The sequence below is a fragment of the Phenylobacterium sp. genome (genome assembly GCF_037968635.1).
In the GTDB taxonomy this organism is placed as follows: Bacteria; Pseudomonadota; Alphaproteobacteria; order Caulobacterales; family Caulobacteraceae; genus Phenylobacterium.
Genome location: NZ_JBBKVV010000071.1, coordinates 1 through 22,638, shown reverse-complemented (window position 1 = coordinate 22,638; position 22,638 = coordinate 1). Strand labels below are relative to the sequence as shown.

Annotated in this window: 29 protein-coding genes and 1 tRNA gene; 6 read left to right on the top strand and 24 right to left on the bottom strand. The window is 66.7% G+C overall.

What is annotated here, in order from left to right; translation table 11 throughout:
- Positions 1 to 17: 17 nt before the first annotated feature.
- Positions 18 to 455, bottom strand: coding sequence for a hypothetical protein (locus tag AAC997_RS08460; protein WP_340645255.1), 438 nt, complete (start codon positions 453 to 455; stop codon positions 18 to 20).
- Positions 456 to 849: 394 nt separating this feature from the next.
- Between AAC997_RS08460 and phaC the strand changes: the two genes are divergently transcribed.
- Complete coding sequence (gene phaC, locus AAC997_RS08455; RefSeq protein WP_340645305.1) at positions 850 to 2,607, top strand: class I poly(R)-hydroxyalkanoic acid synthase; 1,758 nt, start codon at positions 850 to 852, stop codon at positions 2,605 to 2,607.
- Positions 2,608 to 2,644: 37 nt separating this feature from the next.
- On the opposite strand, the gene AAC997_RS08450 is transcribed toward phaC, so the two are convergent.
- The 5 genes from AAC997_RS08450 to rplM all read right to left on the bottom strand — a co-directional run bounded on the left by AAC997_RS08450 (position 2,645) and on the right by rplM (position 5,803).
- Positions 2,645 to 3,223: a histidine phosphatase family protein gene (locus AAC997_RS08450; RefSeq protein ID WP_340645254.1), complete on the bottom strand. Its 579-nt coding sequence runs from the start codon at positions 3,221 to 3,223 to the stop codon at positions 2,645 to 2,647.
- A 38-nt stretch (positions 3,224 to 3,261) separates the two neighbouring features.
- Positions 3,262 to 3,756, bottom strand: coding sequence for a peptide-methionine (R)-S-oxide reductase MsrB (gene msrB, locus AAC997_RS08445; RefSeq protein WP_340645253.1), 495 nt, complete (start codon positions 3,754 to 3,756; stop codon positions 3,262 to 3,264).
- Between the two features lie 55 nt (positions 3,757 to 3,811).
- A complete protein-coding gene (gene argC / locus AAC997_RS08440; protein ID WP_340645252.1) occupies positions 3,812 to 4,759 on the bottom strand; it encodes an N-acetyl-gamma-glutamyl-phosphate reductase in 948 nt (315 codons plus the stop codon).
- A 97-nt stretch (positions 4,760 to 4,856) separates the two neighbouring features.
- Positions 4,857 to 5,327, bottom strand: coding sequence for a 30S ribosomal protein S9 (gene rpsI, locus AAC997_RS08435; protein ID WP_340645251.1), 471 nt, complete (start codon positions 5,325 to 5,327; stop codon positions 4,857 to 4,859).
- Between the two features lie 2 nt (positions 5,328 to 5,329).
- Complete coding sequence (gene rplM, locus AAC997_RS08430) at positions 5,330 to 5,803, bottom strand: 50S ribosomal protein L13 (protein WP_304819288.1); 474 nt, start codon at positions 5,801 to 5,803, stop codon at positions 5,330 to 5,332.
- Between the two features lie 230 nt (positions 5,804 to 6,033).
- Between rplM and AAC997_RS08425 the strand changes: the two genes are divergently transcribed.
- Positions 6,034 to 7,455, top strand: coding sequence for an alkaline phosphatase PhoX (locus AAC997_RS08425; RefSeq protein WP_340645250.1), 1,422 nt, complete (start codon positions 6,034 to 6,036; stop codon positions 7,453 to 7,455).
- Here the strand turns inward: AAC997_RS08425 and AAC997_RS08420 are convergent.
- Positions 7,452 to 8,489 carry a COX15/CtaA family protein gene (locus tag AAC997_RS08420; RefSeq protein ID WP_340645249.1) on the bottom strand — a complete coding sequence of 346 codons (1,038 nt, stop codon included), beginning with the start codon at positions 8,487 to 8,489 and terminating at the stop codon, positions 7,452 to 7,454. The two genes, AAC997_RS08425 and AAC997_RS08420, sit on opposite strands and share 4 nt — an antisense overlap.
- A 146-nt stretch (positions 8,490 to 8,635) precedes the next feature.
- Between AAC997_RS08420 and AAC997_RS08415 the strand changes: the two genes are divergently transcribed.
- The gene (locus tag AAC997_RS08415; RefSeq protein ID WP_340645248.1) at positions 8,636 to 8,884 is read left to right on the top strand and encodes a GlsB/YeaQ/YmgE family stress response membrane protein; all 249 of its coding nucleotides are present in this window, start codon (positions 8,636 to 8,638) and stop codon (positions 8,882 to 8,884) included.
- Positions 8,885 to 8,904: 20 nt separating this feature from the next.
- Complete coding sequence (locus AAC997_RS08410; protein ID WP_340645247.1) at positions 8,905 to 9,102, top strand: DUF2842 domain-containing protein; 198 nt, start codon at positions 8,905 to 8,907, stop codon at positions 9,100 to 9,102.
- A 51-nt stretch (positions 9,103 to 9,153) separates the two neighbouring features.
- Here AAC997_RS08410 and AAC997_RS08405 read toward each other — a convergent pair.
- The 7 genes from AAC997_RS08405 to AAC997_RS08375 form a co-directional block, all read right to left on the bottom strand.
- Positions 9,154 to 9,230 (bottom strand) — tRNA-Pro (locus AAC997_RS08405).
- 98 nt (positions 9,231 to 9,328) lie between these two features.
- A complete protein-coding gene (locus AAC997_RS08400; protein WP_340645246.1) occupies positions 9,329 to 9,757 on the bottom strand; it encodes a MerR family transcriptional regulator in 429 nt (142 codons plus the stop codon).
- 13 nt (positions 9,758 to 9,770) lie between these two features.
- Positions 9,771 to 10,073: an integration host factor subunit alpha gene (locus AAC997_RS08395; protein ID WP_293497622.1), complete on the bottom strand. Its 303-nt coding sequence runs from the start codon at positions 10,071 to 10,073 to the stop codon at positions 9,771 to 9,773.
- Positions 10,074 to 10,204: 131 nt separating this feature from the next.
- Entirely contained in the window at positions 10,205 to 11,200 is a 996-nt protein-coding gene (locus tag AAC997_RS08390; RefSeq protein ID WP_340645245.1) for a beta-ketoacyl-ACP synthase III, read from the bottom strand.
- A complete protein-coding gene (gene plsX, locus AAC997_RS08385; protein ID WP_340645244.1) occupies positions 11,178 to 12,242 on the bottom strand; it encodes a phosphate acyltransferase PlsX in 1,065 nt (354 codons plus the stop codon). The genes AAC997_RS08390 and plsX overlap by 23 nt, the downstream gene beginning before the upstream one ends.
- 85 nt (positions 12,243 to 12,327) lie before the next feature.
- Positions 12,328 to 12,858, bottom strand: a complete 531-nt coding sequence (locus AAC997_RS08380; RefSeq protein WP_340645243.1) for a DUF177 domain-containing protein — start codon at positions 12,856 to 12,858, stop codon at positions 12,328 to 12,330.
- Positions 12,855 to 13,385 (bottom strand): ubiquinol-cytochrome C chaperone family protein, encoded by a 531-nt coding sequence (locus AAC997_RS08375; protein WP_340645242.1) that lies wholly within the window; start codon positions 13,383 to 13,385, stop codon positions 12,855 to 12,857. Before AAC997_RS08375 ends, AAC997_RS08380 begins: the two co-directional genes overlap by 4 nt.
- Before the next feature lie 105 nt (positions 13,386 to 13,490).
- Here AAC997_RS08375 and bamE point away from each other — a divergent pair, with 105 nt between their 5' ends.
- Positions 13,491 to 13,976: an outer membrane protein assembly factor BamE gene (bamE, locus tag AAC997_RS08370; protein ID WP_340645241.1), complete on the top strand. Its 486-nt coding sequence runs from the start codon at positions 13,491 to 13,493 to the stop codon at positions 13,974 to 13,976.
- Positions 13,977 to 14,057: 81 nt separating this feature from the next.
- Here the strand turns inward: bamE and AAC997_RS08365 are convergent, their stop codons facing one another.
- The 9 genes from AAC997_RS08365 to glyA all read right to left on the bottom strand — a co-directional run bounded on the left by AAC997_RS08365 (position 14,058) and on the right by glyA (position 21,787).
- On the bottom strand, positions 14,058 to 16,208 hold the full coding sequence (locus tag AAC997_RS08365) for a sodium-translocating pyrophosphatase (protein ID WP_340645240.1): 2,151 nt from the start codon (positions 16,206 to 16,208) through the stop codon (positions 14,058 to 14,060).
- A 185-nt stretch (positions 16,209 to 16,393) separates the two neighbouring features.
- Positions 16,394 to 16,852, bottom strand: a complete 459-nt coding sequence (locus AAC997_RS08360; RefSeq protein ID WP_340645239.1) for a hypothetical protein — start codon at positions 16,850 to 16,852, stop codon at positions 16,394 to 16,396.
- Between the two features lie 34 nt (positions 16,853 to 16,886).
- Entirely contained in the window at positions 16,887 to 17,828 is a 942-nt protein-coding gene (gene thiL / locus AAC997_RS08355; protein WP_340645238.1) for a thiamine-phosphate kinase, read from the bottom strand.
- Positions 17,812 to 18,273, bottom strand: a complete 462-nt coding sequence (gene nusB, locus AAC997_RS08350) for a transcription antitermination factor NusB (protein WP_340645237.1) — start codon at positions 18,271 to 18,273, stop codon at positions 17,812 to 17,814. The genes thiL and nusB overlap by 17 nt, the downstream gene beginning before the upstream one ends.
- Positions 18,270 to 18,725, bottom strand: a complete 456-nt coding sequence (gene ribH / locus AAC997_RS08345; RefSeq protein WP_340645236.1) for a 6,7-dimethyl-8-ribityllumazine synthase — start codon at positions 18,723 to 18,725, stop codon at positions 18,270 to 18,272. Before ribH ends, nusB begins: the two co-directional genes overlap by 4 nt.
- Before the next feature lie 32 nt (positions 18,726 to 18,757).
- Positions 18,758 to 19,348 (bottom strand): riboflavin synthase, encoded by a 591-nt coding sequence (locus tag AAC997_RS08340; protein WP_340645235.1) that lies wholly within the window; start codon positions 19,346 to 19,348, stop codon positions 18,758 to 18,760.
- Positions 19,349 to 19,993: a RibD family protein gene (locus AAC997_RS08335; RefSeq protein ID WP_340645234.1), complete on the bottom strand. Its 645-nt coding sequence runs from the start codon at positions 19,991 to 19,993 to the stop codon at positions 19,349 to 19,351. It lies immediately after the preceding gene.
- On the bottom strand, positions 19,983 to 20,456 hold the full coding sequence (gene nrdR / locus AAC997_RS08330) for a transcriptional regulator NrdR (protein ID WP_293497634.1): 474 nt from the start codon (positions 20,454 to 20,456) through the stop codon (positions 19,983 to 19,985). Before nrdR ends, AAC997_RS08335 begins: the two co-directional genes overlap by 11 nt.
- Before the next feature lie 41 nt (positions 20,457 to 20,497).
- On the bottom strand, positions 20,498 to 21,787 hold the full coding sequence (glyA, locus tag AAC997_RS08325; protein ID WP_340645233.1) for a serine hydroxymethyltransferase: 1,290 nt from the start codon (positions 21,785 to 21,787) through the stop codon (positions 20,498 to 20,500).
- A gap of 175 nt (positions 21,788 to 21,962) precedes the next feature.
- On the opposite strand from glyA, the gene AAC997_RS08320 reads away from it, so the two are divergent.
- Complete coding sequence (locus AAC997_RS08320; RefSeq protein ID WP_340645232.1) at positions 21,963 to 22,391, top strand: MucR family transcriptional regulator; 429 nt, start codon at positions 21,963 to 21,965, stop codon at positions 22,389 to 22,391.
- 132 nt (positions 22,392 to 22,523) lie between these two features.
- Here the strand turns inward: AAC997_RS08320 and AAC997_RS08315 are convergent.
- The coding region (locus AAC997_RS08315) for a hypothetical protein (RefSeq protein ID WP_340645304.1) at positions 22,524 to 22,638 on the bottom strand (115 nt) is incomplete at its 5' end.

Here is a 22,638-nt window from a genome sequence, read left to right as displayed (position 1 = left end):
CGTCAGCCTCCGCGGGCCTATCTCGGCGGCGGAGGCGGTGTAGCTCGCGCCCGCTGGGCCTTGGCGAAGGCCTCGGTGGCTGCGGTGGTGGATTCCGCGCCGGCAATCTCGGGGCCCGCCAGATCGCGCGCACGGCCGGCGAAGGCCTCCGTGCCGGTCAGCGTCCAGGTTCCGGGCGCGGTTTCGCGCATCAGGTCGGCGCCGGCCACTTCAACCGCGGTCGCCGCGCGGCCAAAGGCCGGCAGGGGGCGTACATCGGTGGGAACGGGGGGAATATCGGCGAAGGTCGGATAGTTGCGGCTGGCGCGCGCCTTGGCCGCGACCTCGGCGGCGACAGGCGAGGCCGGGTCGACGGCGGCCGTGGCGAAGGGGTTGGCAACCGCGCAGCCGCTGAGCATCGCGGCGGCGCAGGCACAGACCAGCAGGCTGGTCCGCGAGGATTCCAAGCGACTCATCACGAAAAGTCTAGGCGACGCGTTCATCTTGGCGCTGGTCTTATGCCATGATTGCGTTGGGCGAAAGAGCGCGAGCGCCGAGCCGGCAAGACAAACCTGGGAGAAGACGGTCATGAGCAAACAGCCGACCAAGACCAAGGCCTCCAAGGCCAAGGCGTCGGACAAGGCCAAGACCGGCTCCGACAAGGTCAAGACCAAGGCCGCGAAGGGCGCAACGCCCAAGGCCAAGGCGCCGAAGTCCGCCCCGGAATCCCCCCGTGTCGAGGCGCCACGCGACCAGTCCGCCCGGGCTGAAGCGCCACGCATGGCCGTGAACCCCGCCGCCGCCGCCGCCGCCGCCTTCGGGGCCAGCGTCGACTTCGCGCCCGCCCAGCTCAACGCCGAGCAGCGGGAGATGGTGGAGAAGCTGTCGGCCAACCTGGCCCGCGCGGCGCTGACCGCCCAAGGCGCCATCGCCGAGGCCGCCCTGCGTCAGGCCGAGCGTCCCGCCGCCCTGCAGCCCGACCCGTTCCATGTGGCCCCTGCCCTCACCGACGTGATGGGCCGGCTGGCCTCCCAGCCCGACCGGCTGGTCCGTGCCCAGGCCGACCTCTTCCAGCGCTATCTGGAACTCTGGCAGTCGGCCGCACGCCGAGCCGGGGGTGAAACGGTCGAGCCCACTGTCACCCCCGCCAAGGGCGACAAGCGGTTCATGGACCCCGACTGGAGCGACAATCCGGTCTTTGATGTGATCAAGCAGTCCTACCTGGTCACCTCCAACTGGCTGAACGCCCTGGTCTCCGAGGTCGATGGCGTCGATCCCATGACCAAGCGCCGCGTCGAGTTCTTCATGAAGATGCTCACCGACGCCTTCTCCCCGTCGAATTTCCTGGCCTCCAACCCCGCCGCCCTGCGCGAGGCGATGTCGACCCAGGGCCAGAGCCTGCTGCAGGGCATGGAGAACTTCGCCGCCGACCTGACCCGTGGCGGCGGCAGCCTGGCCATCAGCCAGACCGACTACGAGATGTTCAAGATCGGCGAGAACGTCGCCACCGCGCCCGGCAAGGTGATCTTCCAGAACGAGGTGCTGCAGCTGCTGCAGTTCAACCCCACCACGGAAACGGTGTTCGACATCCCGCTGGTGATCTTCCCGCCCTGGATCAACAAGTTCTACATCCTGGACCTGCGCCCCGAGAACTCGATGATCCGCTGGCTCACCGATCAGGGGATCACGGTCTTCGTCGCCTCCTGGGTCAATCCCGATGTGGAGATGGCCGCCAAGACCTTCGAAGACTACATGCAGCAGGGCATCTATGAGGGCACCGCGGCGGCCATGAAGCAGGCCGGTGTCGACCAGGTGAACACTGTCGGCTACTGCATCGGCGGCACCCTGCTCTCCTCCACCCTGGCCCATATGGCGGCCAAGGGGGACAAGCGGATCGCCTCGGCCACCTTCTTCGCCGCCCAGCAGGACTTCGCCGAAGCCGGCGACCTGCTGCTGTTCACCAATGAAGACTGGATCGGCGACCTGGAAAAGCAGATGGACGCCGCCGGCGGCGTGCTGTCGGGCCAGGCGATGGCCGAGACCTTCAACTCCCTGCGGGCCAACGACCTGATCTGGTCGTTCTTCGTGAACAACTACCTGATGGGCAAGGAGCCCAAACCCTTCGACCTGCTGTTCTGGAACTCCGACCAGACCCGCATGCCCAAGGCCCTGCACCTGTTCTACCTGCGCAAGTTCTACGGCGAGAACGCCTTGGCCAAGGGCGAGCTGGTGATGGACAACATCAAGCTCGACCTCTCCACGGTGAAGACCCCGGTCTATGTGCAGTCGTCGAAGGAAGACCACATCGCCCCGGCCCGTTCGGTCTATCGCGGCGCCAAACTGTTCGGCGGCCCGGTGACCTTCACGCTTGCCGGCTCTGGCCACATCGCCGGCGTCATCAATGCGCCGGTGGCCAACAAGTACCAGCATTGGACCAACAGCGACCTGCCGGGCTCGGTGGAACAGTGGATGGAGGCGGCCAAGGAAACCCCCGGCTCCTGGTGGCCGCACTGGGCCGTCTGGCTGAAAGCCAAGTCTGGCGACCAGGTCCCCGCCCGCGACCCCACCAAGGGCCCCTTCAAGCCGCTGGAGGACGCACCGGGCTCCTATGTGAAGGTGAAGTCCTAGGGCGGCCAAGACCATCGCCCGGACGAGCGGATTTGAATTAGTCTGGAATATTCCGCCAGCCGGCGAGCAGACCGAAGCTCGACTTGTCGATCTCGATCCAGCAACCGCCGCCGGAATGCTGGGGCTTGTCGTGCTGACCGACGGCCACCTTCTGGAGGTGGGCCATCAGCAGTTCGCCGACTCCGCCATGGGCCACGACCACGATGTCGCCGCGGGTCGGCTCGTCGCGGGCCAGGCGCTGCATGGCGGTGACGATGCGGTCCTGGGCGTGGCGGGCGGTCTCCCAGCCACGCACGCTCTCGTCGGGCTTGCCGAAGAACTCGGCGACGACCTCCCAGAACTCCGGTGGGGCGATATAGCCGGTGGTCGAGCGGTCGTTTTCCCCCAGCTCCGGATCAATGCGGCGCGGGACGCCGAGGCGCTCGGCGATGATGGCGCCGCCATCCAGGGCCTTCTGCTCGCCGCTGGACCAGACGGCGGTGACCTCCCCGCCGCTCAGGCGATCGGCGAACAGATGCGCGCGGCGGCGGCCGGTTTCCGACAAGGGCCAACGCGGGACAGGCACGGCGGGATCGATGACCACCTGCGGATGGGTGAGGAAGTAGATGCGGGGCATGGCGACTCGTCGGAACGGGCCGACAGCCTAGCCCGTGATCAGCCCGGGACGAACCGCAGGGCGACGCCGTTGTTGCAGTAGCGCAGGCCGGTGGGGCGCGGGCCGTCGTTGAACACATGGCCCTGGTGACCCAGGCATTGGGCGCAATGGTATTCGGTGCGCAGCATGCCCAGGGCGTAGTCGGGCTTCTTGATCAGGCCGCCGCCGATGGAGGTGAAGAAGGAAGGCCAGCCGGTGCCGCTCTCGTACTTCGCCGAGCTCTTGAACAGCGGCCAGTTGCAGCCGAGGCAGACGAAGGTTCCCTTGCGGTGCTCCTTCAACAGCGGGCTGGTCCCCGGCCGTTCGGTGTCCTCGTGGCGAAGGACGCGATAGCTGTCGCCCGGCAATCGCGCCTTCCACTGGGCGTCGGTGAGCTTCTTCCACTTCGGATCGGGCGCGGCCGGCGTTGCGGCCAGGGCGGAGCCCGCGGGCGCCAACACCACGGCGACGGCGGAGGTGGTGAGGAAACGTCGACGATCGAGCATCTGGGTCATGTCAGGTGATACGTGCCGGGAAGCCCGAAGGTTTCATCCCTGACTCCAGACGACCTTAGAGTCCCGCCGCCTCGTCCAGGCCCAGCATCAGGTTCATGTTCTGCACGCAGGCCCCCGAGGCCCCCTTGCCCAGGTTGTCCAGCAGGGCCACCAGCCGCGCCTGGCCCTGCGCCTGGTCGCCGAACACGAACAGCTTCATGCGGTTGGTGCCGTTCAGGGCCTCGGGCTCAAGAGCCTTGGTCGCCAGGGCTTCCTCCAGCGAGGCGACCTCCACGAACTGCTCGCCCTGATAGCGCTCGGCGAGAATTGTCTGCACGGCCGCCAGGGTCGGCGTCTTCGGCAGCGACCAGAGGTGCAGCGGGATCTCGACGATCATGCCCTGATGATAGCGGCCCACGGCCGGGGTGAAGATCGGTCTATGGGTCAGGCCGCTACGGTCGGCGATCTCCGGCACGTGCTTGTGGGACAGGCCGGTCGCGTAGATGCGGTAGGCCGCCCTCGTGTAGTCGGCGGCGCTCTCGTCCTCGAACTCGGCGATCATCTGCCGGCCACCGCCGGAATAGCCGGAGACGGCGTTGATGGTGACCGGCTGGTCGGCCGGCAGCAGCCCTGCGTCCACCAGGGGCCGGATCAGGGCGATGGCGCCCGTCGAATAGCAGCCGGGGTTCGAGACCCGCTTGGAGGCCGCGATAGCTTCGCGCTGCCCCAGGATGGCCTCGGGGAATCCATAGGCCCAGTCCGGCGACACCCGGTGGGCCGTGGAGGGATCGACGATCTTCACCGCCGGATTGGTGATCAGGCTGACAGCTTCCTTGGCCGCGTCGTCGGGCAGGCATAGGATCACCACATCGGCGCCGTTCAGCAGCTCGGCGCGGGCGGCGGCGTCCTTGCGCTTGGCCGGGTCGATGGAGAGCAACGTCAAGTCGGTGCGGCCAACCAGCCGCTCGCGAATCTGAAGGCCCGTGGTGCCGGCCTCGCCGTCGATGAATACCGTGTGGGTCATGTCGCTGATCCAACCAAAACCAAAGTCCAGATAGCAGAAAGGGCGCCCCGGTTTCCCGAAGCGCCCCTTTGCAAAACGCGAGTGAACGCGCGCGGGTTTAGCGCTTCGAGAACTGGAAGCTGCGTCGCGCCTTCGCCTTGCCGTACTTCTTCCGCTCGACCACGCGGCTGTCGCGGGTGAGGAAGCCGTGCGGCTTCAGCACCGGGCGCAGGCCCGGCTCATAGTAGGTGAGCGCCTTGGACAGGCCGTGGCGGATCGCGCCGGCCTGGCCCGAGAGACCCGAGCCCATGACCGAGACGACGACGTCGAACTGGCCTTCACGATCGGTGACCTGGAAGGGCTGAGCGATCATCATGCGCAGCACCGGACGGGCGAAGTAAACTTCCTGGTCGCGGCCGTTGATCGTGATCGTGCCCTTGCCCGGCTTGATCCAGACCTTGGCGATCGCGTTCTTGCGCTTGCCGGTGGCATAGGCGCGGCCGAACTTGTCGATCTTTTGCACGGCCGGCTCGGCGGCCGGTTGCGAGGAGAGGCTTTGCAGAGCCTCGAAGCCTTGGGATTCCGACATGCTTAGGCGCTCCGCACGTTCTTGGCGTTCATCTCTTTGAACGCGATGGTCTCAGGGGCTTGCGCCTCATGCGGGTGCTCGGGCGAATTGTAGAGCCGCAGGTGGGTCAGCTGGGCGCGGGCCAGCGGGCTCTCCTTGGGCAGCATGCGCTCGACAGCCTTTTCCAGGACGCGTTCCGGGAACTTGCCGTCCAGCACCTGGCCGGCGCTGCGCTGCTTGATGCCGCCGGGGTGACCGGTGTGGCGATAGTAGATCTTGTCGGTCAGCTTCTTGCCGGTGAACTTCACCTTGTGGGCGTTGATCACGACGACATAGTCGCCGCAATCGACGTGCGGGGTGTAGTCGGGGCGGTGCTTGCCGCGAAGACGCATGGCGATGAACGAGGCGAGACGGCCGACGACGGCGTTCTCGGCATCGATCACGATCCACTTCTTCGTGACGTCGGCGGGCTTCAGAGAAGCCGTCGTCTTCATCATGGGAACGGGTCCGTAATTGGGTTGGGACCAGGCGATCCCGACGAAAGAGGCGCGCTGATACGTCGACTGGACACAGCTGTCAACAACTTCGAAAAGCGATGCAGCGGAAATCCTTGCTCCACAAGGGTTTCCCGGCATGGGTATTATAATACCACGTCAAACGAACGTCACGTGACTATGGTGAAACCTCGATCAGCGGCGCCGCAGCGGGGCCGAAAACCGGACACCCCATGTTCACTTCGCGACGTCAGTTGATCCGCGCCACGGCGGCCACCCTCGCCTTCTCCGGCTTCTCCCGCTTCGCCGCCGCGCAGGAAGGCGGCGTGGACGCCCAGACCTATCGTAACGAGGTGGCGGGCTATGGGCCGCTGAAACGTGACCCGGACGGCGTCTTCGACCTGCCCGAGGGCTTCTCCTACACCGTGGTCTCCAAAGCCGGCGACCCGATGAACGATGGGCTGGTCACGCCGGGCAAGATGGACGGCATGGGCTGCTTCGCTCTCGACAATGACCGCGTCGCCCTGGTCCGCAATCACGAGCTCAAGCCTCTGGATCACGACATCGGCCCCTACGGCCCTGGCCGGGCCCTGGCCGCCAAGGTGGCCGCCGACCGCGTCTATGACCGGGGCGAAGACGGCGTGGCCTTCGGCGGCGGGACCACGACCCTGGTCTATGACCTGCGCAAACGCACCCTGGAGCGCTCACACCTGAGCCTGGCCGGCACCTCCACCAACTGCGCGGGCGGGATCACGCCCTGGGGGTCGTGGCTGTCCTGCGAGGAGACCACCCAGAACGCAGGGCAGGAAGCCGGAAAGGACCACGGCTGGGTGTTCGAGGTGCCGTCGCGCGGCAAGGGGCTGGCCGACCCTACCCCCATCAAGGCCATGGGCCGCTTCCGCCATGAGGCCGCCGCCGTCGATCCACGCACGGGGGTCGTCTATATGACCGAGGACGTCGGCGATGGCTTTGGTCTCTTTTACCGCTATCTGCCCAACGACCCGACCAAGCTGCTGGCGGGCGGTAAGCTCCAGGCCCTGTGCCTGCCGGAAGGCGCTGACGGCGACCCCCGAAACTGGGAAGGCGTCTACTGGAAGCAGGGTGAGTCCCGGCCGGTGCGCTGGGTAGATCTGGACGGTGTCGACAACCCCTACGAGGACCTGCGCTACCGCGGCCATACCCAGGGGGCCGCCTGGTTCGCCAGGGGAGAGGGAATCTTCTACGGCCAGGGAGAGCTCTATTTCGCCTGCACCAGCGGCGGCCCGGCCGGCGGCGGTCAGATCATGCGCTACGTCCCCAGCCCGCACGAGGGCCAGGCGGGAGAGCGCGACGCGCCCGGCCGCCTGCAACTCTTTGTCGAGCCGAGCGACATCAAGGTCATGGAGATGGGCGACAACATCGCCGTCTCGCCCTGGGGCCATCTCATGGTCTGCGAGGACAAGATCGGCGGGATCAACTTCCTGCGGGCCATCACCCCACAGGGGAAAATCTACACCCTGGGCCGCAACGCCGCGATCAGCGGCGGAGACGTGGCCGCCAACGCCGAACTGGCCGGGGTCTGCTTCTCTCCCGACGGCACCACAATGTTCGTCAACATCTACCGGCCGGGCGTGACCCTGGCCATCACCGGACCCTGGGCCAGCTTCAAGAGCTAGGGTCTCCGAACCCGCCACGCGAAGGCGGTGGCGAGCGCCAGCAGCAAGGCCGCGGTGACCTGGTGCAGAATACCCAGCCAGATCGGCACCCCGGCCATCAGGGCGGCGATTCCCAGGGCGGCCTGAACCACGACCACCCCGGCCACCACGAGAGCCAGGACCTTGGCGGCGGTGGGCAGGTAGCGTGAGCGCTGCGCGGCCACGGCCACCACCAAGGCCAGGATCAAGAGCACGTAGGCGATCAGGCGATGGTGCAGTTGCACCGCCGCCTGACTGTGCGCCAGCGTCGCCCAGAGGCTGGCCCCGGCATAGTCCTTGGGGAACAAGGCCCCGTTCATCAGCGGCCAGTCGTTGTAGACCAGCCCCGCATCGTTCCCCGCCACCAGGGCGCCCAGCAGGATCTGCACATAGATCAGGGCGGCCAGGCCTAGGGCGCGGAAGTTCCAGGCGCTGGGCACGGTCTGGCGCGGCGCGCCGGTCCAGGCGTCCAGTCCCGTCCACACAAGGCCCGCCAGCAGGGCGAACGCCAGACCGAGATGAACCGTCAGCCTTTCAGGCGCCACCGACACCAGTTGCGACTGCGACAGTCCGCTGGAGACCATCCACCACCCCACGGCGCCCTGAAGTCCGCCGAGAGCAAACAGCGCCGCGCAGCGCCAGATGAGGCGCTTGGGAAGCTGTCGACGAACCAGGAAGTAGGCGAAGGGAATGGCGAAGGCGGCGCCCACCAGCCGGCCCAGCAGCCGGTGGCTCCACTCCCACCAGTAGATGGCCTTGAAGGCTTCGAGGCTCATCCCCTTGTTGAGCTGCTGGTACTGGGGAATCTCGCGATATCTCGCGAACTCCTCGTTCCAGTCGCCGGCCGACATGGGCGGCAGGGCGCCGGTCAGCGGTTTCCACTCGGTGATGGAGAGGCCGGAATCGGTAAGGCGCGTGGCGCCGCCCACCACCACCAGGGCCAGGACGATGAGCGCGACGGCGAAAAGCCAGAGGGCGACCGGGCGCGACCGATCCGAGCGGAGAAAAGACGTCATGGGGGTGACTGAGAACCTTTCGCGGCGTTCCTGGGCGACCCGCTACCTGAGAAGCTCTCTGGCGTCCACGCTTGCACGCCACTTGCACGTGACTTGTGAACCGGGGATGGTCCGGGACAGCCAGACTGGAGCCTTGAGGCGGATTTATGGAAGGCGTCGGGCTGTTTGCGCAGATCTTGATCGGGATGCTGGCCGGCTGGTTCGCGGCCCTGGCGCTCGGCCGGCGCCACAGCCTGTTCGCCTATATGGGCCTGGGGCTGGCGGGGGCTATCCTTGGCCACGCCATCGCCACCGCGCTGGAAGTCCACCTGGTTGGGGTCTGGGGGAGTCTGATCGCGGCGACCGTCGGATCGATCCTGTTCCTGGCGCCCTTCGCCATCTTCCGCCGCCGCTAGACCCGCCCTATACCGGCGCCATGAGCGCACGTGTCCGGAAGTTCGTCGGCGGGATCGGCATCCTGATTTTCCTGGCCGCCTATATCTGGGCGGTTACGGCGATCGGGGAACATGTCCCAGATCAGATCTTCTTCAGGACGCTGTTCTACGCCGTGGCCGGCATCGGCTGGGGCGTGCCCATCCTGCCGCTGCTGTCCTGGATGAACCGGGGAAAGTAGCCCCAAACGCAAAAGGCGCCCCCTAGCGGGAGCGCCCTTTCGGCTTGTCGATGGTCGGAGCGACAGGATTCGAACCTGCGACCCCTTGACCCCCAGTCAAGTGCGCTACCAGGCTGCGCCACGCTCCGACATCGGCAAGGCGGCCCTTCTAACCTCTTGCGGCGCATGGGCAAGCGCGAATTTCCGGCAGGAGCGATATCTGCGCCAAGCCCAGGGCTCAGCCTGATCAGCCGCGCTTCAGCAGGGCGTCCAGGCGGCGCTTGGCGGCCTGGAGGTCGTCGAGGGCGAAGACCAGGCGTTCGCGGTCGTCGACGCCGAGGCGGGCGCTGGAGAGGCCCAGGACCGGGCCTGCGTCACGCACCGGCGCGGCCACCCGTGCGCCCTCCCCGTTTGCGGCCGAGAGCAGGCGCTTGAGCCCCTGTTCCTTGTGCAGGCGCTGGACGCCCTTGATGGTGTAGCCATCCTCGTGCAGCAGGGTCTTCACCCCCCGCAGCATCGAGATGTCCTGCGGGCGGTAGAACCGTCGCCCGCCGGCCCGCTTCATGGGTCGGATGAAGGAGAACTTGGTCTCCCAGAACCTGAGCACATGCTGGGGCACACCCAGCTCATCGGCTGCTTCCGAAATGGTGCGGAAGGCGTCCGGGCCCTTGGCCACAGGGGCGCCTGGGCTACTTTCCGAGGGCGCGGTCTACTCGCGCCTTCATGACCTGCGAAGCGCGGAAACCAATCACACGCCGAGGTTCGATCGCGGCGGGTTCGCCGGTCTTCGGATTGCGGCCCATGCGGGCCCGCTTGGCGCGCACCTGGAACACGCCAAAGCCCGAAAGCTTGACCTGTTCACCGCGCTCCAGAGCCTGGGCGGCCAGTTCGAGCGTGCGCTCGACGAGTTCGGAACAATCCTGGCGGGTCAGACCCACCTCCTCGTGAACCGCCTCGCACAGGTCGGCTCGCGTTACTGTCGCGCCCTTCATCCTCGCCCGCCCCTACTGAACCACTGTCGACGGGCCGCAATCGCGGAAACGTCGGATTACCGTCATGACCTGATTGTCGCATCAGGTCAAAGACTTCAAGGCGTAACTGGGTACGGGCCTGAAGCTTTCGCCTATAGGCGCACGACGCAGGCGCCCCAGGTCAGACCGCCGCCCATGGCCTCCAGAAGCAGGAGTTGGCCGGGCTTGATACGGCCATCGGTGATGCCTTCGTAAAGCGCCAGCGGGATCGACGCCGCCGAGGTGTTGGCGTGCTTGGCCACCGTGGAGATGACCTTCTTCTCGTCGATGCCCAGCCGACGCGCCACCCCCTCAAGAATTCGCTGGTTGGCCTGGTGAGGAATGAACCAGTCGACATCGGCGACATTCACGCCCGCATCGGCCGCGGCGGCCACGACGGCCTCCGAGATATTCACCACAGCGTGGCGGAACACCTGGTTGCCCTGCATTCGCAGGTGGCCGATCTGGCCGTTGGTGGAGACCCCACCATCCACATAGAGCAGGTCCTGCTTGGTCCCGTCGGCGCGAAGGGCGAAGCCCAGCAGGCCGCGGTCGTCCGTGGTCCCCTCGCCTTCGCCCGGCTCCAGCACCACGGCGCCGGCCCCATCGCCGAACAGCACGCAGGTGCCGCGATCGGTCCAGTCCATCAGCCGGGTCATGGTCTCGGCCCCGATCACCAGGGCGCACTTGGACCGATTGCGGGCCACGAAACCGTCGGCGGTCGACAGCGCATAGACAAAGCCCGAGCACACCGCCTGGACGTCGAAGGCGATGCCGACGGGACAGCCCAGCTTGCGTTGCACGATGGTGGCCACGGCGGGGAAGGTCAGGTCCGGCGTGGTGGTGCCCACGATGATCAGGTCGACATCGGCCGGGGTCCTGCCGGCGGCGGCCAGAGCCTTCCTCGCGGCTTCCACGGCCAGGTCCGACACCGGCTGGTCCGGCGCGGCGCGGTGGCGCTGGCGGATGCCGGTGCGTTCGATGATCCACTCATCGCTGGTGTCGACCGTCTTCGACAGATCGGCATTGGTGACGATCTCGTCGGGCAGATAACCCCCGACCCCGGTCACGACGCTACGCAGGACTTTAGTCAACAGTTGCAGCTCCATCGACGGCCGGCGCGCTCGACTCGGCCACGGCGGCGGTGAGCCGCGTCATATTCTTTTCGACCTCGTTGGCGAAGTCGCTTTGCGAAAGGCTGGCGGCCATGCGGATGGCGTCGGCGAAGTCCTGGGCCTTGGCGCCCCCGTGTGACTTCACCACCACGCCATTGAGGCCAAGAAGGGGCGCGGCGCGGGGCGGGTTCAGTTTCTGTGCGAACCTGCGCAGGCCGGCCCGAGCCAACAGGGCCCCGGCGGTGGTGATCAGCGAACTGGTGAGGGCCGCGCGGAGCTCGGCCTCGACATAGCGTCCGGTGCCCTCGGCGGCCTTGAGCATGATGTTGCCGGTGAAGCCGTCGGTGACGGCGACATCAACCGTGTTCTTCGAGAGGTCGTCGCCCTCGATGAAGCCGCGATAGTCGAGGTCGAACTTGCCTGAGCGCAGGATGGCGTGCGCCAGGCGCACCTCCTCGTGGCCCTTAACGTCCTCCGAGCCGACATTGACCAGGCCGACGGTCGGCTTGGCCACACCGTGGAAGGCGCGGTGGAAGGCCTCGCCCATGATGGCGAACTCCACGAGGCGCTCGGCGTCGCAATCGATATTGGCGCCGACATCCAGCACCGTGGTCAGCCCCTTGGCGCCGGGCCAGCTCGCCACCAGGCAAGGCCGGTCGACATCGACGCTCATCCGCAGGATCAGCTTGGAGATGGCCATCAGGCCACCGGTATTGCCGGAGGAAACGGCGGCGACAGCTTCGCCGGACTTCACCGCCTCGACAGCGTTCCACATTGAGCTGCCCTTGCCGCGGCGCAGGGCGACAGCGGGCTTTTCGTCCGAGGCGATGACCTTGTCGGTATGGCGGACCTCGACCTGGGCCTTCAGCGCCGGGTGCCGGGCCAGTTCGGGGGCCAGCGCCGCTTGATCGCCGTGCACCAGGAAGCGGGTGTCGGCGGGCATGGCCCTGGCGGCGAGCGCAAGCGCGGGAACGGTCACGGAAGGTCCGTGGTCGCCGCCCATCGCATCGATTGAAATGACCAGGGATCGGGTCAAGAGAATGCGTCCAGCCCTCTATTGCGACCGCGCCAGGACGATACAGCCAGGGCAAGGCGATGCAAACCGCGCAGGGATGGCGCGATCATTCGCCCTCCCCCTTCAGTTTCTTCAGGGCCGCGAAAGGCGAGAGGTCAGCGGTGTCAGGCGTGTAGTCGAAGACCGCGCCAGGCTTGCGGGGAAAGGGATCGATCTCCAGGGCCAGCTGCTCGATCAGGTAGGCCGAGAGGTCGATTTCCTCGTCCGCTAGGACGTCCGGCGGATCGGGTTCGTCGGGGTCGAATTCCAGCTCCACGGTGGCGGCTTCCGACTCAGCCGGCGCATTGGGGCTGCCGGCCGGGACCACTCGGAACTCGATGTCGGCGGTCAGGGACTGCTCAAAGGCGTCGAGGCTGACGCCGCACACCTGTTCCACCACGGCGTCGAACTGGCCTAGGATCTCGGCCCCATCCAGCCACGCGTGAACGGTTATGTCGGCCGTGAGCGCCGGCAGACTTTCCAGCCCGATCTCCTTGGCGATCAGGGCGCGGGTTTCGGCGTCGGGCTCAAGGCGGACCTTCACCGGCCCCTTGGACAGCTCCTGCAGCCGAATCGTCTGACTCCAGGCGCGCTTCATGCGGGGCTCCAGGCGACGTCACCGGTCAGCAGGCGGTCCAACGGCTGGTCGGCCAGCGCCGCGCGCTGGGCAAGCACATAGTCCAGGAGTTTCGGCGCTCCGCCCGACGGAGCCTCGGCATAGACCGTGCGCACCAGCAGGGCGTTGAGCGCCGCGATGTCCGGCAGCGAATCGAAGGCGGTCTCATAGGACTTCACCCGGCCATAGAAGGCCTCCCCGAGCTTGCGCATCTTCTTGCCCACCGACAGGTCGCCCACGCCCATCTCGCGCAGGGCGGCGTCCAGGGCCGACACATAGGTGTCGAACAGGGCCTGGGCGGTCTCACTGGCCTGCGGTCCCTGGCGCTTGAGGCGGTCCAGCAGCAGGAAGACATGCAGGGTGTAGATCTCGAATCGGCCTTCGACGGTGTCCGGGGCGGCATAGGCCTCGTAGAGGGCCGGCGTCCGCGACTGATCGACCACGGCGGCATAGAGCGCACGGCCGGCGGTCAGGGCGGGCTTGGGGCGGAACAAACGGTCCAGAAGCATATCGGCCTCGATTTCGCCCGAAGGGGTCTTTAAGGGCGGCATTGCAGTAAGGGGCCGCGAGCGATAGGTCAAAGCCCAGGAAAATTGAACGGGTCTGATCCGCACATGTTTCGCAGTGTCGCCTTCGCCGCAATCGCCGCCGGTCTCATGGCCACGGCCGCCTGCGCGCCGATCACCACCTATTCCGGGTTCCAGGCCATCGACGCCGATCCCAAGGACGTGAAGGTCGGAGCCGACACCAAGTCCATCGTGCGCGGCCGGCTGGGCTCGCCCTCGGCCACCTCCACCTTCGACCCCAACGTCTGGTTCTATATCGACCAGGTCAAAGAGACCGTGGCCTTCCGGATGCCCAAGACCACCCGGCGCGACGTCACCGCCATCGCCTTCAACAAGGACACCGAGGTGGTGGAAAGCGTCAGCCAGTACAGCCTGAAGGACGGCAAGGTCATCGCCTTCAATGGCCGTGAAACCCCGACCCGGGGCCGCGAGCTGACGATCTTCGAGCAGCTGATCGGCACGGTTGGCCGCGGCACCATGCTTCCGAATGACGACGATGGCGTCCCCGGCAGCCGCCCGGGCGATCGCCGCTAAGACACACCGCCCTACCGACCCAAGAAAAACGCCCCGGAGATCGCTCTCCGGGGCGTCTTCACGTTCGGTCGGCGCGGCGGACTATTGGGCCGCCAGAACCGCCAACAGCAGCAGAGCCACAATGTTGGTGATCTTGATCATCGGGTTCACCGCGGGACCCGAGGTGTCTTTGTAGGGGTCACCGACGGTGTCGCCGGTCACGGCGGCCTTGTGAGCCTCCGAACCCTTGCCGTGCACGACGCCGTCAGAGTCGGTGAAGCCTTCTTCGATCACCTTCTTGGCGTTATCCCACGCGCCGCCGCCCGAGGTCATCGAAATGGCGACGAAGAGGCCCGTGACGATCACGCCCATCAGCATCGCGCCGACGCAGGCGAAGGCGTCGACCTTGCCGGCGATGGCGTTGATGACGAAGAACAGCACGATCGGCGAAGCCACGGGCAGCAGCGACGGCACGATCATCTCGCGAATCGCGGCCTTGGTCAGGATGTCGACGGCGCGGCCGTATTCGGGCTTCACCTCGCCGGTCATGATCCCCGGGTTTTCGCGGAACTGACGACGGACCTCGACCACCACCGATTGCGCGGCGCGGCCGACGGCGGTCATCGACATGCCGCCGAACAGGAACGGCAGCAGGCCGCCGAACAGCAGGCCGACCACCACGTACGGGTTGGACAGATCGAAGGCCACCGGCCCCAGGCCATCGAAGAACGAACCGGGTTCAGCATTGGCCGCGAAGTACTTCAGGTCCTCGGTATAGGCCGCGAACAGCACCAGGGCGCCGAGACCGGCCGAGCCGATCGCATAGCCCTTGGTGACCGCCTTGGTGGTGTTGCCGACGGCGTCGAGAGCGTCGGTGGTGACGCGCACTTCCGGGGGCAGACCCGCCATTTCGGCGATGCCGCCGGCGTTGTCGGTGACCGGACCAAAGGCGTCCAGGGCGACGACGAAGCCCGCCAGGGACAGCATGGCGGTGGTGGCGATGGCGATGCCGAACAGGCCCGCCAGGTTATAGGTGACGATGATGCCGACGATGATCACCAGGGCCGGGGCCGCAGTGGCCTCGAGGCTCATGGCCAAGCCCTGAATGACGTTGGTGCCGTGGCCGGAGACCGAGGCCTGGGCGACCGACTTCACCGGGCGGAAGTTCGTGCCCGTATAGTACTCGGTGATCATCACGATCAGCGCCGTGATCACCAGGCCCGCCATCGAGCAGTAGAACAACGACAGGGAGTCGAAGGTCTTCTCAAGCGGGGTGCCGGCGTTGACCGTCAGAGGTTCGGTCACCAGCGAGGGGAGAAGGAACCAGAGCGCGATGGCAGAGAGCACGCCGGTGACGATCAGGCCCTGGTAGAGGGCGCCCATGATCGAACCCGACTTGCCCAGGCGAACGGCGAAGGTGCCGATGATCGAGGTGATGATGCAGACACCGCAGATGGCCAGCGGCAGCAGCATGATATTCGGCAGCAGGGCCGAACCGCCGAAGAAGATGGCGGCCAGCACCATCGTGGCGACCGTGGTCACCGCATAGGTTTCGAACAGGTCGGCGGCCATGCCGGCGCAGTCGCCGACATTGTCGCCCACGTTGTCGGCGATGGTCGCGGCGTTGCGCGGGTCATCTTCCGGGATACCGGCCTCGACCTTGCCGACCATGTCGCCGCCAACGTCGGCGCCCTTGGTGAAGATCCCGCCGCCGAGACGGGCGAAGATCGAGATCAGCGACGCGCCGAAGCCCAGGGAGACCAGGCCGTCGATGACATCGCGGTCGGCAGGCGCCAGGCCCTGAACCTGGATCAGGTAGGTGTAGTAGCCGGCGACGCCGATAAGGGCGAAGCCCGCAACCAGCAGCCCGGTGATGGCGCCTGAGGTGAAGGCGAGCTTCAGACCCTTGGCCAGGCTCTCGGAAGCGGCCTGGGCCGTACGCACATTAGCGCGGACCGAGATCAACATGCCGGCGAAGCCGGCCGCGCCCGAAAGCACCGCGCCGATCAGGAAGCCGACGGCGGAATAGGCGCCGATCAGGAAGTACAGCGCGATCAGGACGACGACGCCCACGATCGAAATGGCGGTGTACTGGCGCTTCAGATAGGCCTGCGCACCTTCCTGGATGGCGGCGGCGATCTCTTGCATTCTTGCATTTCCGGGAGATTCCCGGAGCAGCGCGACGGTCTGGAGGATGCCGTAAAGCACCGCCAGAACGCCGGCGCCGATCACCAGCTCAAGCGTAACACTCATTATCTGAAAGCCCCTTTTGCAATTGCGCGGAGGGGGGACGACGCCAGCCTAAGGCGTGCGCGTCGGTATGTTCCCGGCCCCATGGTGTTTCCCCAGTGGAGCGCCTTTGGCGACGCCCCTTATAATTGAGAAGGTGAAGGTGCCAAAACTGGCGCCCGGAAGCAACGGTGTTGCCCAAATGGGGCCTAGGACCGGGCCGCCCGCGCCCCGAAGGTTTTGGGATCCGGCAGGCCTGTGCGCTTCTTGGGGGACTGGGAGATCAGGGTCACGTCCTTGACCTCCTTGGCCCCACCGATGGCGATCGCCTCCCGCAGCAGGACGGCCTTCAGTTTGGCCTCGTCAATCTTGGTGTAGTCGGTGGCCAGGGTGAAGAACGGCGACCGGTGTCCCGCACGAACCAGGGCGTCGCGGAAATAGGGTTCGCGGGTGCGCAGCTTGCTCGTATTGGCCAGCGTCGAGAGCTGGATGCGAACCGAGACGAAGACATAGTTGATCAGCAAGCCCCGCACGACGATCGGCAGGGCCACGGGCGACAAGTCCACGTACTGGCCGTCGGTCTTGGCCGGTTTCTTCGCCTCCGACGCCCGCGCCGGGGCGGAGATCAGAGCGAGGGGCGCGAGGGCGAGGAGGGCGCGACGGTCCATGCGCGCACCTTGGCAGGATATGGTTTCCGGAAGCCTACCTGTGCGTCCAGCCGCCCTGGCCGGGGTCGATCACCTGGTCGCCCACCCGGACCTCGATCCCCTCGCCTTCCACCACCTCGCCGATGACCGTCAGTCCGATGAGGGACGGATGATCGGCCGACGCGGTGCACACGATCTCATAGTCGTCGCCGCCGGTGGCCAGGCGCAGGAGCGCCGCGGCCTGATCGTCCTGCGTCGCCAGCCAGCTACGGGCGGGTTTGGAGAGCGGCATCCTGTCCAGGTCGATCTTGAGCCTCAGGCCGCTGGTCTGGGCGATGTGACCGGCGTCGGCCACCAGGCCGTCGGAGACGTCGGCGGCGGCGCTGGCATGGGCGCGCAGAGCCTCGCGGAGGTCCAGGCGCGGATTTGGCAGGCGATGGGTCTCAGGCAGCCACCGGCGGTCCAGTTCGCCCCAGCCAGGACCCCAGTCCAGCCAGCCGTCACCGATCGGACCGCTCACCAGCAGCAGATCGCCGGCCTCGGCCCCGCCGCGACGGATCATGGTCCCGCTCGGAACCCAGCCCAGCAAGGTCATGGAGACCATAAGCGGTCCCGGCGTGGAGACCGTGTCGCCTCCCAAGAGGATGACGTCGAAGGCCAGGCCGTCCTCATCAAGGCCCCGGGCGAACTCCTGGCGCTGGTCCCAGCCAAACCCAGCAGGCCAGGCGGTCATCAGGAAGTAGCCGTAGGGCTCGGCGCCCTTGGCGGCCAGGTCGGAAAGGTTGGACCGCAACAGCTTGCGCGCCACGATGTCGGGCGGATCGTCCGGCCGAAAGTGCACGCCAGCCACCAAGGCGTCCTTGGTCACCACCAGATCGAAGCCCGGCCGCGAGGGAATCGCCGCCGCGTCGTCGAGCAGGTCCAGGGCCTCGGCCGCACCGCGGGTCAGTGGGCGGAACAGCCGGGCTATCTGTTCGAATTCATCCGGCGCGGACATCCTGCGCCACCTTGTCGAGGGCGCCGTTGACGAAGCCCGGTTCCGGCCCTTCGAAGAACGACTTGGCCAGTTCGACATACTCGTCGATCACCACCTCGACCGGCACGTCGTCGCGATGGGACAGCTCATAGGCGCCAGATCGCAAGATAGCGCGAACGGTGGCGTCCAGCCGGTCCAGCTTCCAGCCGGTGGCCAGCCGCTTGACGACCGCGGCGTCGATTTCACGCTGGCTTCCCACCACGCCGCGCACCAGCTCGGCGAAGAAGGCCTCATCGGCGGCGGCCAAGGGATCGCCCTCCCCGTCGCCCTCAATGCCGCGGTCGAAGCGGTGGTCGGTGAACTCGCGGATCACCGCCTCGACGCCGACGCCGGAGACTTCCATCTGGTACAGGGCCTGGACAGCCGCGAGGCGCGCGACGGAGCGGGCCTGTTTGGGCTTGCTCATCGGGCGCCCGTCAGCTGGCTCTTCAGGGAGATCATGGTCAGCGCGGCGCGGGCCGCCCCGCCCCCCTTGTCGCCCTCGCTGACCTTGGCGCGGGCCCAGGCCTGCTCCTCGTCCTCGACCGTCAGGATGCCGTTGCCGATGGCCAGCCGCTTGCCGACGGCCAGATCCATGATGCCGCGGGCCGACTCGTTGGAGACGATCTCGAAGTGATAGGTCTCGCCACGGATCACAGTGCCGAGGGCCACATAGCCGTCATAGCGAACGCCGGTGGCGCCGCCCTCGTCGGCGATGGCGATGGCGCCGGGGATTTCCAACGCCCCGGGCACGGTGACCACATCATACTCCGCGCCCTGAGAGGTGATGGCGTCAGCGGCGCCCTGCAGCAGGGCGTCGGCCAAGTCGGAATAGAAGCGCGCCTCGACGATGAGGATGCGGATTTTGTCTTCGAGCATGTGTTCTTTCCGGAAGGCGTTGGCCGCCCCCTTTAGGCTGTTTCTCGCCAGCGGGCGAGATACCGAGCCAGCATGTCGATCTCTAGATTGACGCGGCTGCCCACGTTCAACATTCCCAGCGTGGTCACGTCCCAGGTATGGGGGATCAGGTTCACGCCGAAGACGTCGTCCTCCACCTCGTTCACCGTCAGCGAAACGCCCTCGATGGTGATGGAGCCCTTGGGGGCGATGAAGCGGTGCAGCGGCCGGGGCACGCGGACCTGGACCCGGTGGGATCCGCCTTCGCTTTCGATGGAGATCACCTCACCGATACCGTCCACGTGACCGGAGACGATGTGCCCGCCAAGCTCGTCGCCGATCCGCGCGGCCCGCTCCAGATTGACAGGACGCCCTTCCTGCCAGTCCGACAGGGTGGTCAGGGAAAGCGTCTCACCAGAGACCTCCACGGCGAACCAGCCCTCGGCCTTCTCCACCACCGTCAGGCAGCAGCCTGCATGGCTGATGGAGGCGCCGATATCGACGGTGGCGAGATCGAACTTGGTTTCGATCTCGAACCTGCGGTCGCGGTTGGTGTCGCGGACGGCGCGGACGCGGCCCACATCGGTGACGATGCCGGTGAACATTCAGATCCTCTCGTAACGTTCCCACACATCGGGACCTAGCGCGCGAAGATCAACCCGCTTGAGCTTTGGCGCCTCGGAAAGCGCCTGGATGGCCAAGGCGCCGATCCCCGGCCGACCCTCCCCGCCGATGATCATGGCCGCCCGGAACCACTCCAGCCGGTCCACCAGGCCGCAGCGCAGAAAGCTGGCCGCCACCTGCCCGCCGCCCTCGACGAACAGACGGGTCAGGCCCTGGGCGGCCAATGCGCGGACGACATCGTGCAGCTCGGGGCGCTCGTCGCCGACGGCATGGACCTGCAGCACGCGCACGCCGGCCTCGGTCAGACGAGGCTCCGGCGGCGTGGTGGAGATCAGGTAGGTCGGAATATCGCGCGCCGTGGCCACCAGCTTGCAGCCGTCGGCCAACCGCTGGCGGCTGTCCAGGACCACGCGAGCGGGTTGCGGGCCGCGAAAGTCCGGCAGGCGGACGGTAAGCTCCGGATCGTCGGCAAGGGCCGTCTCGACCCCCACGACGACGGCGTCATGCTCGGCGCGCAGGCGATGCACCTGTTCCCGCGCGGCCTCGCCCGTGATCCAGCGGCTCTCTCCCGTCGCGGTGGCGATGCGGCCGTCGAGAGAGGTTGCGAGCTTGAGGCTAACGCTCATCCTCAGAGCCTTCGCTGAGGCCCTCTTCGCCGAGGAAGGTCGCGAACTCGCCGGCCTCGCGGAAGTCGCGGTAGACCGAGGCGTAGCGGACATAGGCCACGTCATCGAGGACCTTGAGCTGTTTCATCACCATCTCGCCGACGGCGGAGGATGGCAGCTCGGTCTCACCCATGCTTTCGAGCTGACGGACGATGGTCGAGATCATTTTCTCGATACGATCCGGCTCGATGGGACGCTTGCGGGTGGCGATCGCGATCGAACGCGCCAGCTTGTCGCGCTCAAAGGGCGTGCGCCGCCCCGAACGCTTCAGGATGGTCAATTCACGCAACTGCACCCGCTCGAAGGTGGTGAACCGGCCACCACATTCCGGGCACAGCCGCCGGCGCCGGATGGCCGCGCCGTCTTCCGACGGACGGCTGTCCTTCACCTGGCTTTCGAGATGACCGCAGAACGGGCAGCGCATGATCTAGCCCCTCCTGGCCAATCCAACCCCTATTAGAGGGATTAGCTGTAGATCGGGAAGCGTTTCGTCAAGGTCAGGACCTCGGCTTTCACCTTGGCTTCGATGGCGGAATTGTCACCGCCGGCCGCGACACCATCCAGGACTTCACCGATCCAGGATCCCACCTGACGGAACTCAGCAGGTCCGAAGCCCCGCGTCGTACCGGCCGGCGTCCCGACCCGCAGGCCCGACGTCTGCATGGGCGGAAGCGGGTCGAAGGGGATGCCGTTCTTGTTGGTGGTGATGCCGGCCCGTTCCAGGGCGATCTCGGCGTCGGCGCCCGAGACGTTCTTGGGCGTCAGGTCCACCAGCATGAGGTGGCTGTCAGTACCCCCCGAGACGATCTTGAAACCCGCCGCCTGCAGGCTGTCGGCCAGGGCTCTGGCGTTGTCGATCACCTGGCGGGCGTACTGCTTGAACTCCGGACGCAGGGCCTCGCCGAAGGCCACCGCCTTGCCGGCGATGACATGCATCAGCGGCCCCCCCTGCAGTCCAGGGAAGACCGCGCTGTCGATCTTCTTCGCCCACTTCTTGGAGTTGGTCATGATCATGCCGCCGCGGGGGCCGCGAAGGGTCTTGTGCGTGGTGGTGGTCACGATGTGAGCGTGCGGGAACGGGTTGGGATAGGCGCCGCCGGCCACCAGGCCGGCATAGTGGGCGATGTCCACCATCAGCAGCGCCTCGACGCTGTCGGCGATCTCGCGGAACTTCGCGAAGTCGATGGCCCGGGAATAGGCTGAGCCGCCCGCGATTATCACCTTGGGCTTCTCGGCCAGGGCGACCTCTGCCGCCTGGTCATAGTCGATCATGTGGTCCTGCTGGCGCACGCCATAGGCCACCGGGCGGAACCACTTGCCCGACTGATTGACGCTCTTGCCGTGGGTCAGGTGCCCGCCGGCCGCCAGGTCCATGCCCATGAAGGTGTCGCCGGGGCTCATCGTCGCCATGAACACCGCCTGGTTCGCCTGGCTGCCGGAATGGGGCTGCACATTGACGTACTCGCAGCCGAACAACTGCTTGGCGCGCTCGATGGCGATCGTTTCGACCTCGTCCACCACCTCACAGCCGCCGTAGTAGCGTTTGCCGGGGTAGCCCTCGGCGTACTTGTTGGTCAGGACCGAGCCCTGCGCCTCCAGGACGGCGCGGCTGACGATGTTTTCCGACGCGATCAGTTCGATCTGATCCTGCTGACGCTTCAGCTCCCGCGTCAGCACGCTGGAGACGGCCGGGTCGCTCTCGGAGGCGGTGGCGGTGAAGAAGGCGTCGATGAAAGTGGCGGCTTGGGCGGTCATGGGAGGGCCTTTCGGGAATCTGGGAGGGACGGGCCTGGGCGGCTCTTTAGCGCCTTGCGGGCCCGGGGCCAAACATTGGAACCAAGTCGGCATGGAGGCGTTGACGCCAAGTCCGACGACCCTGGGCGAAGGGGTCCTCTGGCGCTTGCAATGCCATGTACCCAGGGGACGCTTGATGAGTATCGACATGGACGCCGACACCGGTGTGGAGGAGGTTCTCTCCCTCGCCACCGTCATCGTCTCGGCCTTTGTCAGCCGCAACTCTGTGTCGCAGAACGACCTGCCAGACCTCATCCGGGCGGTGCACCAGGCTCTGCACGGGCTTGGCCATGCCGCGCCTGCCGCCCCGGAAGAACGGCCCAAGCCTGCGGTCCCGATCAACAAGTCGATTCAACACGATTTCATCGTCTGCCTGGAAGACGGCAAGAAGCTGAAGATGCTCAAACGCTACCTGCGCTCGCGCTTCGACATGAGCCCGGATGACTATCGACGTCGGTGGGGACTGCCGCCGGACTATCCGATGGTGGCGCCGGCTTATGCGGCGCGGCGCTCGGACTTCGCCAAGCAGATCGGCCTCGGCAAGGGTGTGCGGCGGCGGACGTGATTTGGGCGGCCGAGCCGCCGGATCGTTCAGATGGATTGCGAAGTTGAGGCTTCTCCGAAGCGGTGACGACGCCCTTCGTATGCGCCCCCGCGCGCCGAATCGCAAGCCGACCAGGGGGTGGCGAATTCGCGCTCAGGCGGCGTAGCCGCCGACGCGCTTGATGTTGCAGTGGGCCCAGAGCATTTCCAGGGTCGCGGCCAGGTCGTCCATCATGGCGTCGGTGTGAGCCGGTGATGGGGTGAAGCGC

Excerpts from the sequence above, each read along its gene's own strand:
- AAC997_RS08460 (WP_340645255.1), bottom strand. The coding sequence starts at position 455 with ATGAGTCGCTTGGAATCCTCGCGGACCAGCCTGCTGGTCTGTGCCTGC.
- phaC (WP_340645305.1), top strand. The coding sequence starts at position 850 with ATGGTGGAGAAGCTGTCGGCCAACCTGGCCCGCGCGGCGCTGACCGCC.
- AAC997_RS08450 (WP_340645254.1), bottom strand. The coding sequence starts at position 3,223 with ATGCCCCGCATCTACTTCCTCACCCATCCGCAGGTGGTCATCGATCCC.
- msrB (WP_340645253.1), bottom strand. The coding sequence starts at position 3,756 with ATGACCCAGATGCTCGATCGTCGACGTTTCCTCACCACCTCCGCCGTC.
- argC (WP_340645252.1), bottom strand. The coding sequence starts at position 4,759 with ATGACCCACACGGTATTCATCGACGGCGAGGCCGGCACCACGGGCCTT.
- rpsI (WP_340645251.1), bottom strand. The coding sequence starts at position 5,327 with ATGTCGGAATCCCAAGGCTTCGAGGCTCTGCAAAGCCTCTCCTCGCAA.
- rplM (WP_304819288.1), bottom strand. The coding sequence starts at position 5,803 with ATGATGAAGACGACGGCTTCTCTGAAGCCCGCCGACGTCACGAAGAAG.
- AAC997_RS08425 (WP_340645250.1), top strand. The coding sequence starts at position 6,034 with ATGTTCACTTCGCGACGTCAGTTGATCCGCGCCACGGCGGCCACCCTC.
- AAC997_RS08420 (WP_340645249.1), bottom strand. The coding sequence starts at position 8,489 with ATGACGTCTTTTCTCCGCTCGGATCGGTCGCGCCCGGTCGCCCTCTGG.
- AAC997_RS08415 (WP_340645248.1), top strand. The coding sequence starts at position 8,636 with ATGGAAGGCGTCGGGCTGTTTGCGCAGATCTTGATCGGGATGCTGGCC.
- AAC997_RS08410 (WP_340645247.1), top strand. The coding sequence starts at position 8,905 with ATGAGCGCACGTGTCCGGAAGTTCGTCGGCGGGATCGGCATCCTGATT.
- AAC997_RS08395 (WP_293497622.1), bottom strand. The coding sequence starts at position 10,073 with ATGAAGGGCGCGACAGTAACGCGAGCCGACCTGTGCGAGGCGGTTCAC.
- AAC997_RS08390 (WP_340645245.1), bottom strand. The coding sequence starts at position 11,200 with ATGGAGCTGCAACTGTTGACTAAAGTCCTGCGTAGCGTCGTGACCGGG.
- AAC997_RS08380 (WP_340645243.1), bottom strand. The coding sequence starts at position 12,858 with ATGAAGCGCGCCTGGAGTCAGACGATTCGGCTGCAGGAGCTGTCCAAG.
- AAC997_RS08375 (WP_340645242.1), bottom strand. The coding sequence starts at position 13,385 with ATGCTTCTGGACCGTTTGTTCCGCCCCAAGCCCGCCCTGACCGCCGGC.
- bamE (WP_340645241.1), top strand. The coding sequence starts at position 13,491 with ATGTTTCGCAGTGTCGCCTTCGCCGCAATCGCCGCCGGTCTCATGGCC.
- AAC997_RS08365 (WP_340645240.1), bottom strand. The coding sequence starts at position 16,208 with ATGAGTGTTACGCTTGAGCTGGTGATCGGCGCCGGCGTTCTGGCGGTG.
- AAC997_RS08360 (WP_340645239.1), bottom strand. The coding sequence starts at position 16,852 with ATGGACCGTCGCGCCCTCCTCGCCCTCGCGCCCCTCGCTCTGATCTCC.
- thiL (WP_340645238.1), bottom strand. The coding sequence starts at position 17,828 with ATGTCCGCGCCGGATGAATTCGAACAGATAGCCCGGCTGTTCCGCCCA.
- nusB (WP_340645237.1), bottom strand. The coding sequence starts at position 18,273 with ATGAGCAAGCCCAAACAGGCCCGCTCCGTCGCGCGCCTCGCGGCTGTC.
- ribH (WP_340645236.1), bottom strand. The coding sequence starts at position 18,725 with ATGCTCGAAGACAAAATCCGCATCCTCATCGTCGAGGCGCGCTTCTAT.
- AAC997_RS08340 (WP_340645235.1), bottom strand. The coding sequence starts at position 19,348 with ATGTTCACCGGCATCGTCACCGATGTGGGCCGCGTCCGCGCCGTCCGC.
- AAC997_RS08335 (WP_340645234.1), bottom strand. The coding sequence starts at position 19,993 with ATGAGCGTTAGCCTCAAGCTCGCAACCTCTCTCGACGGCCGCATCGCC.
- nrdR (WP_293497634.1), bottom strand. The coding sequence starts at position 20,456 with ATGCGCTGCCCGTTCTGCGGTCATCTCGAAAGCCAGGTGAAGGACAGC.
- glyA (WP_340645233.1), bottom strand. The coding sequence starts at position 21,787 with ATGACCGCCCAAGCCGCCACTTTCATCGACGCCTTCTTCACCGCCACC.
- AAC997_RS08320 (WP_340645232.1), top strand. The coding sequence starts at position 21,963 with ATGAGTATCGACATGGACGCCGACACCGGTGTGGAGGAGGTTCTCTCC.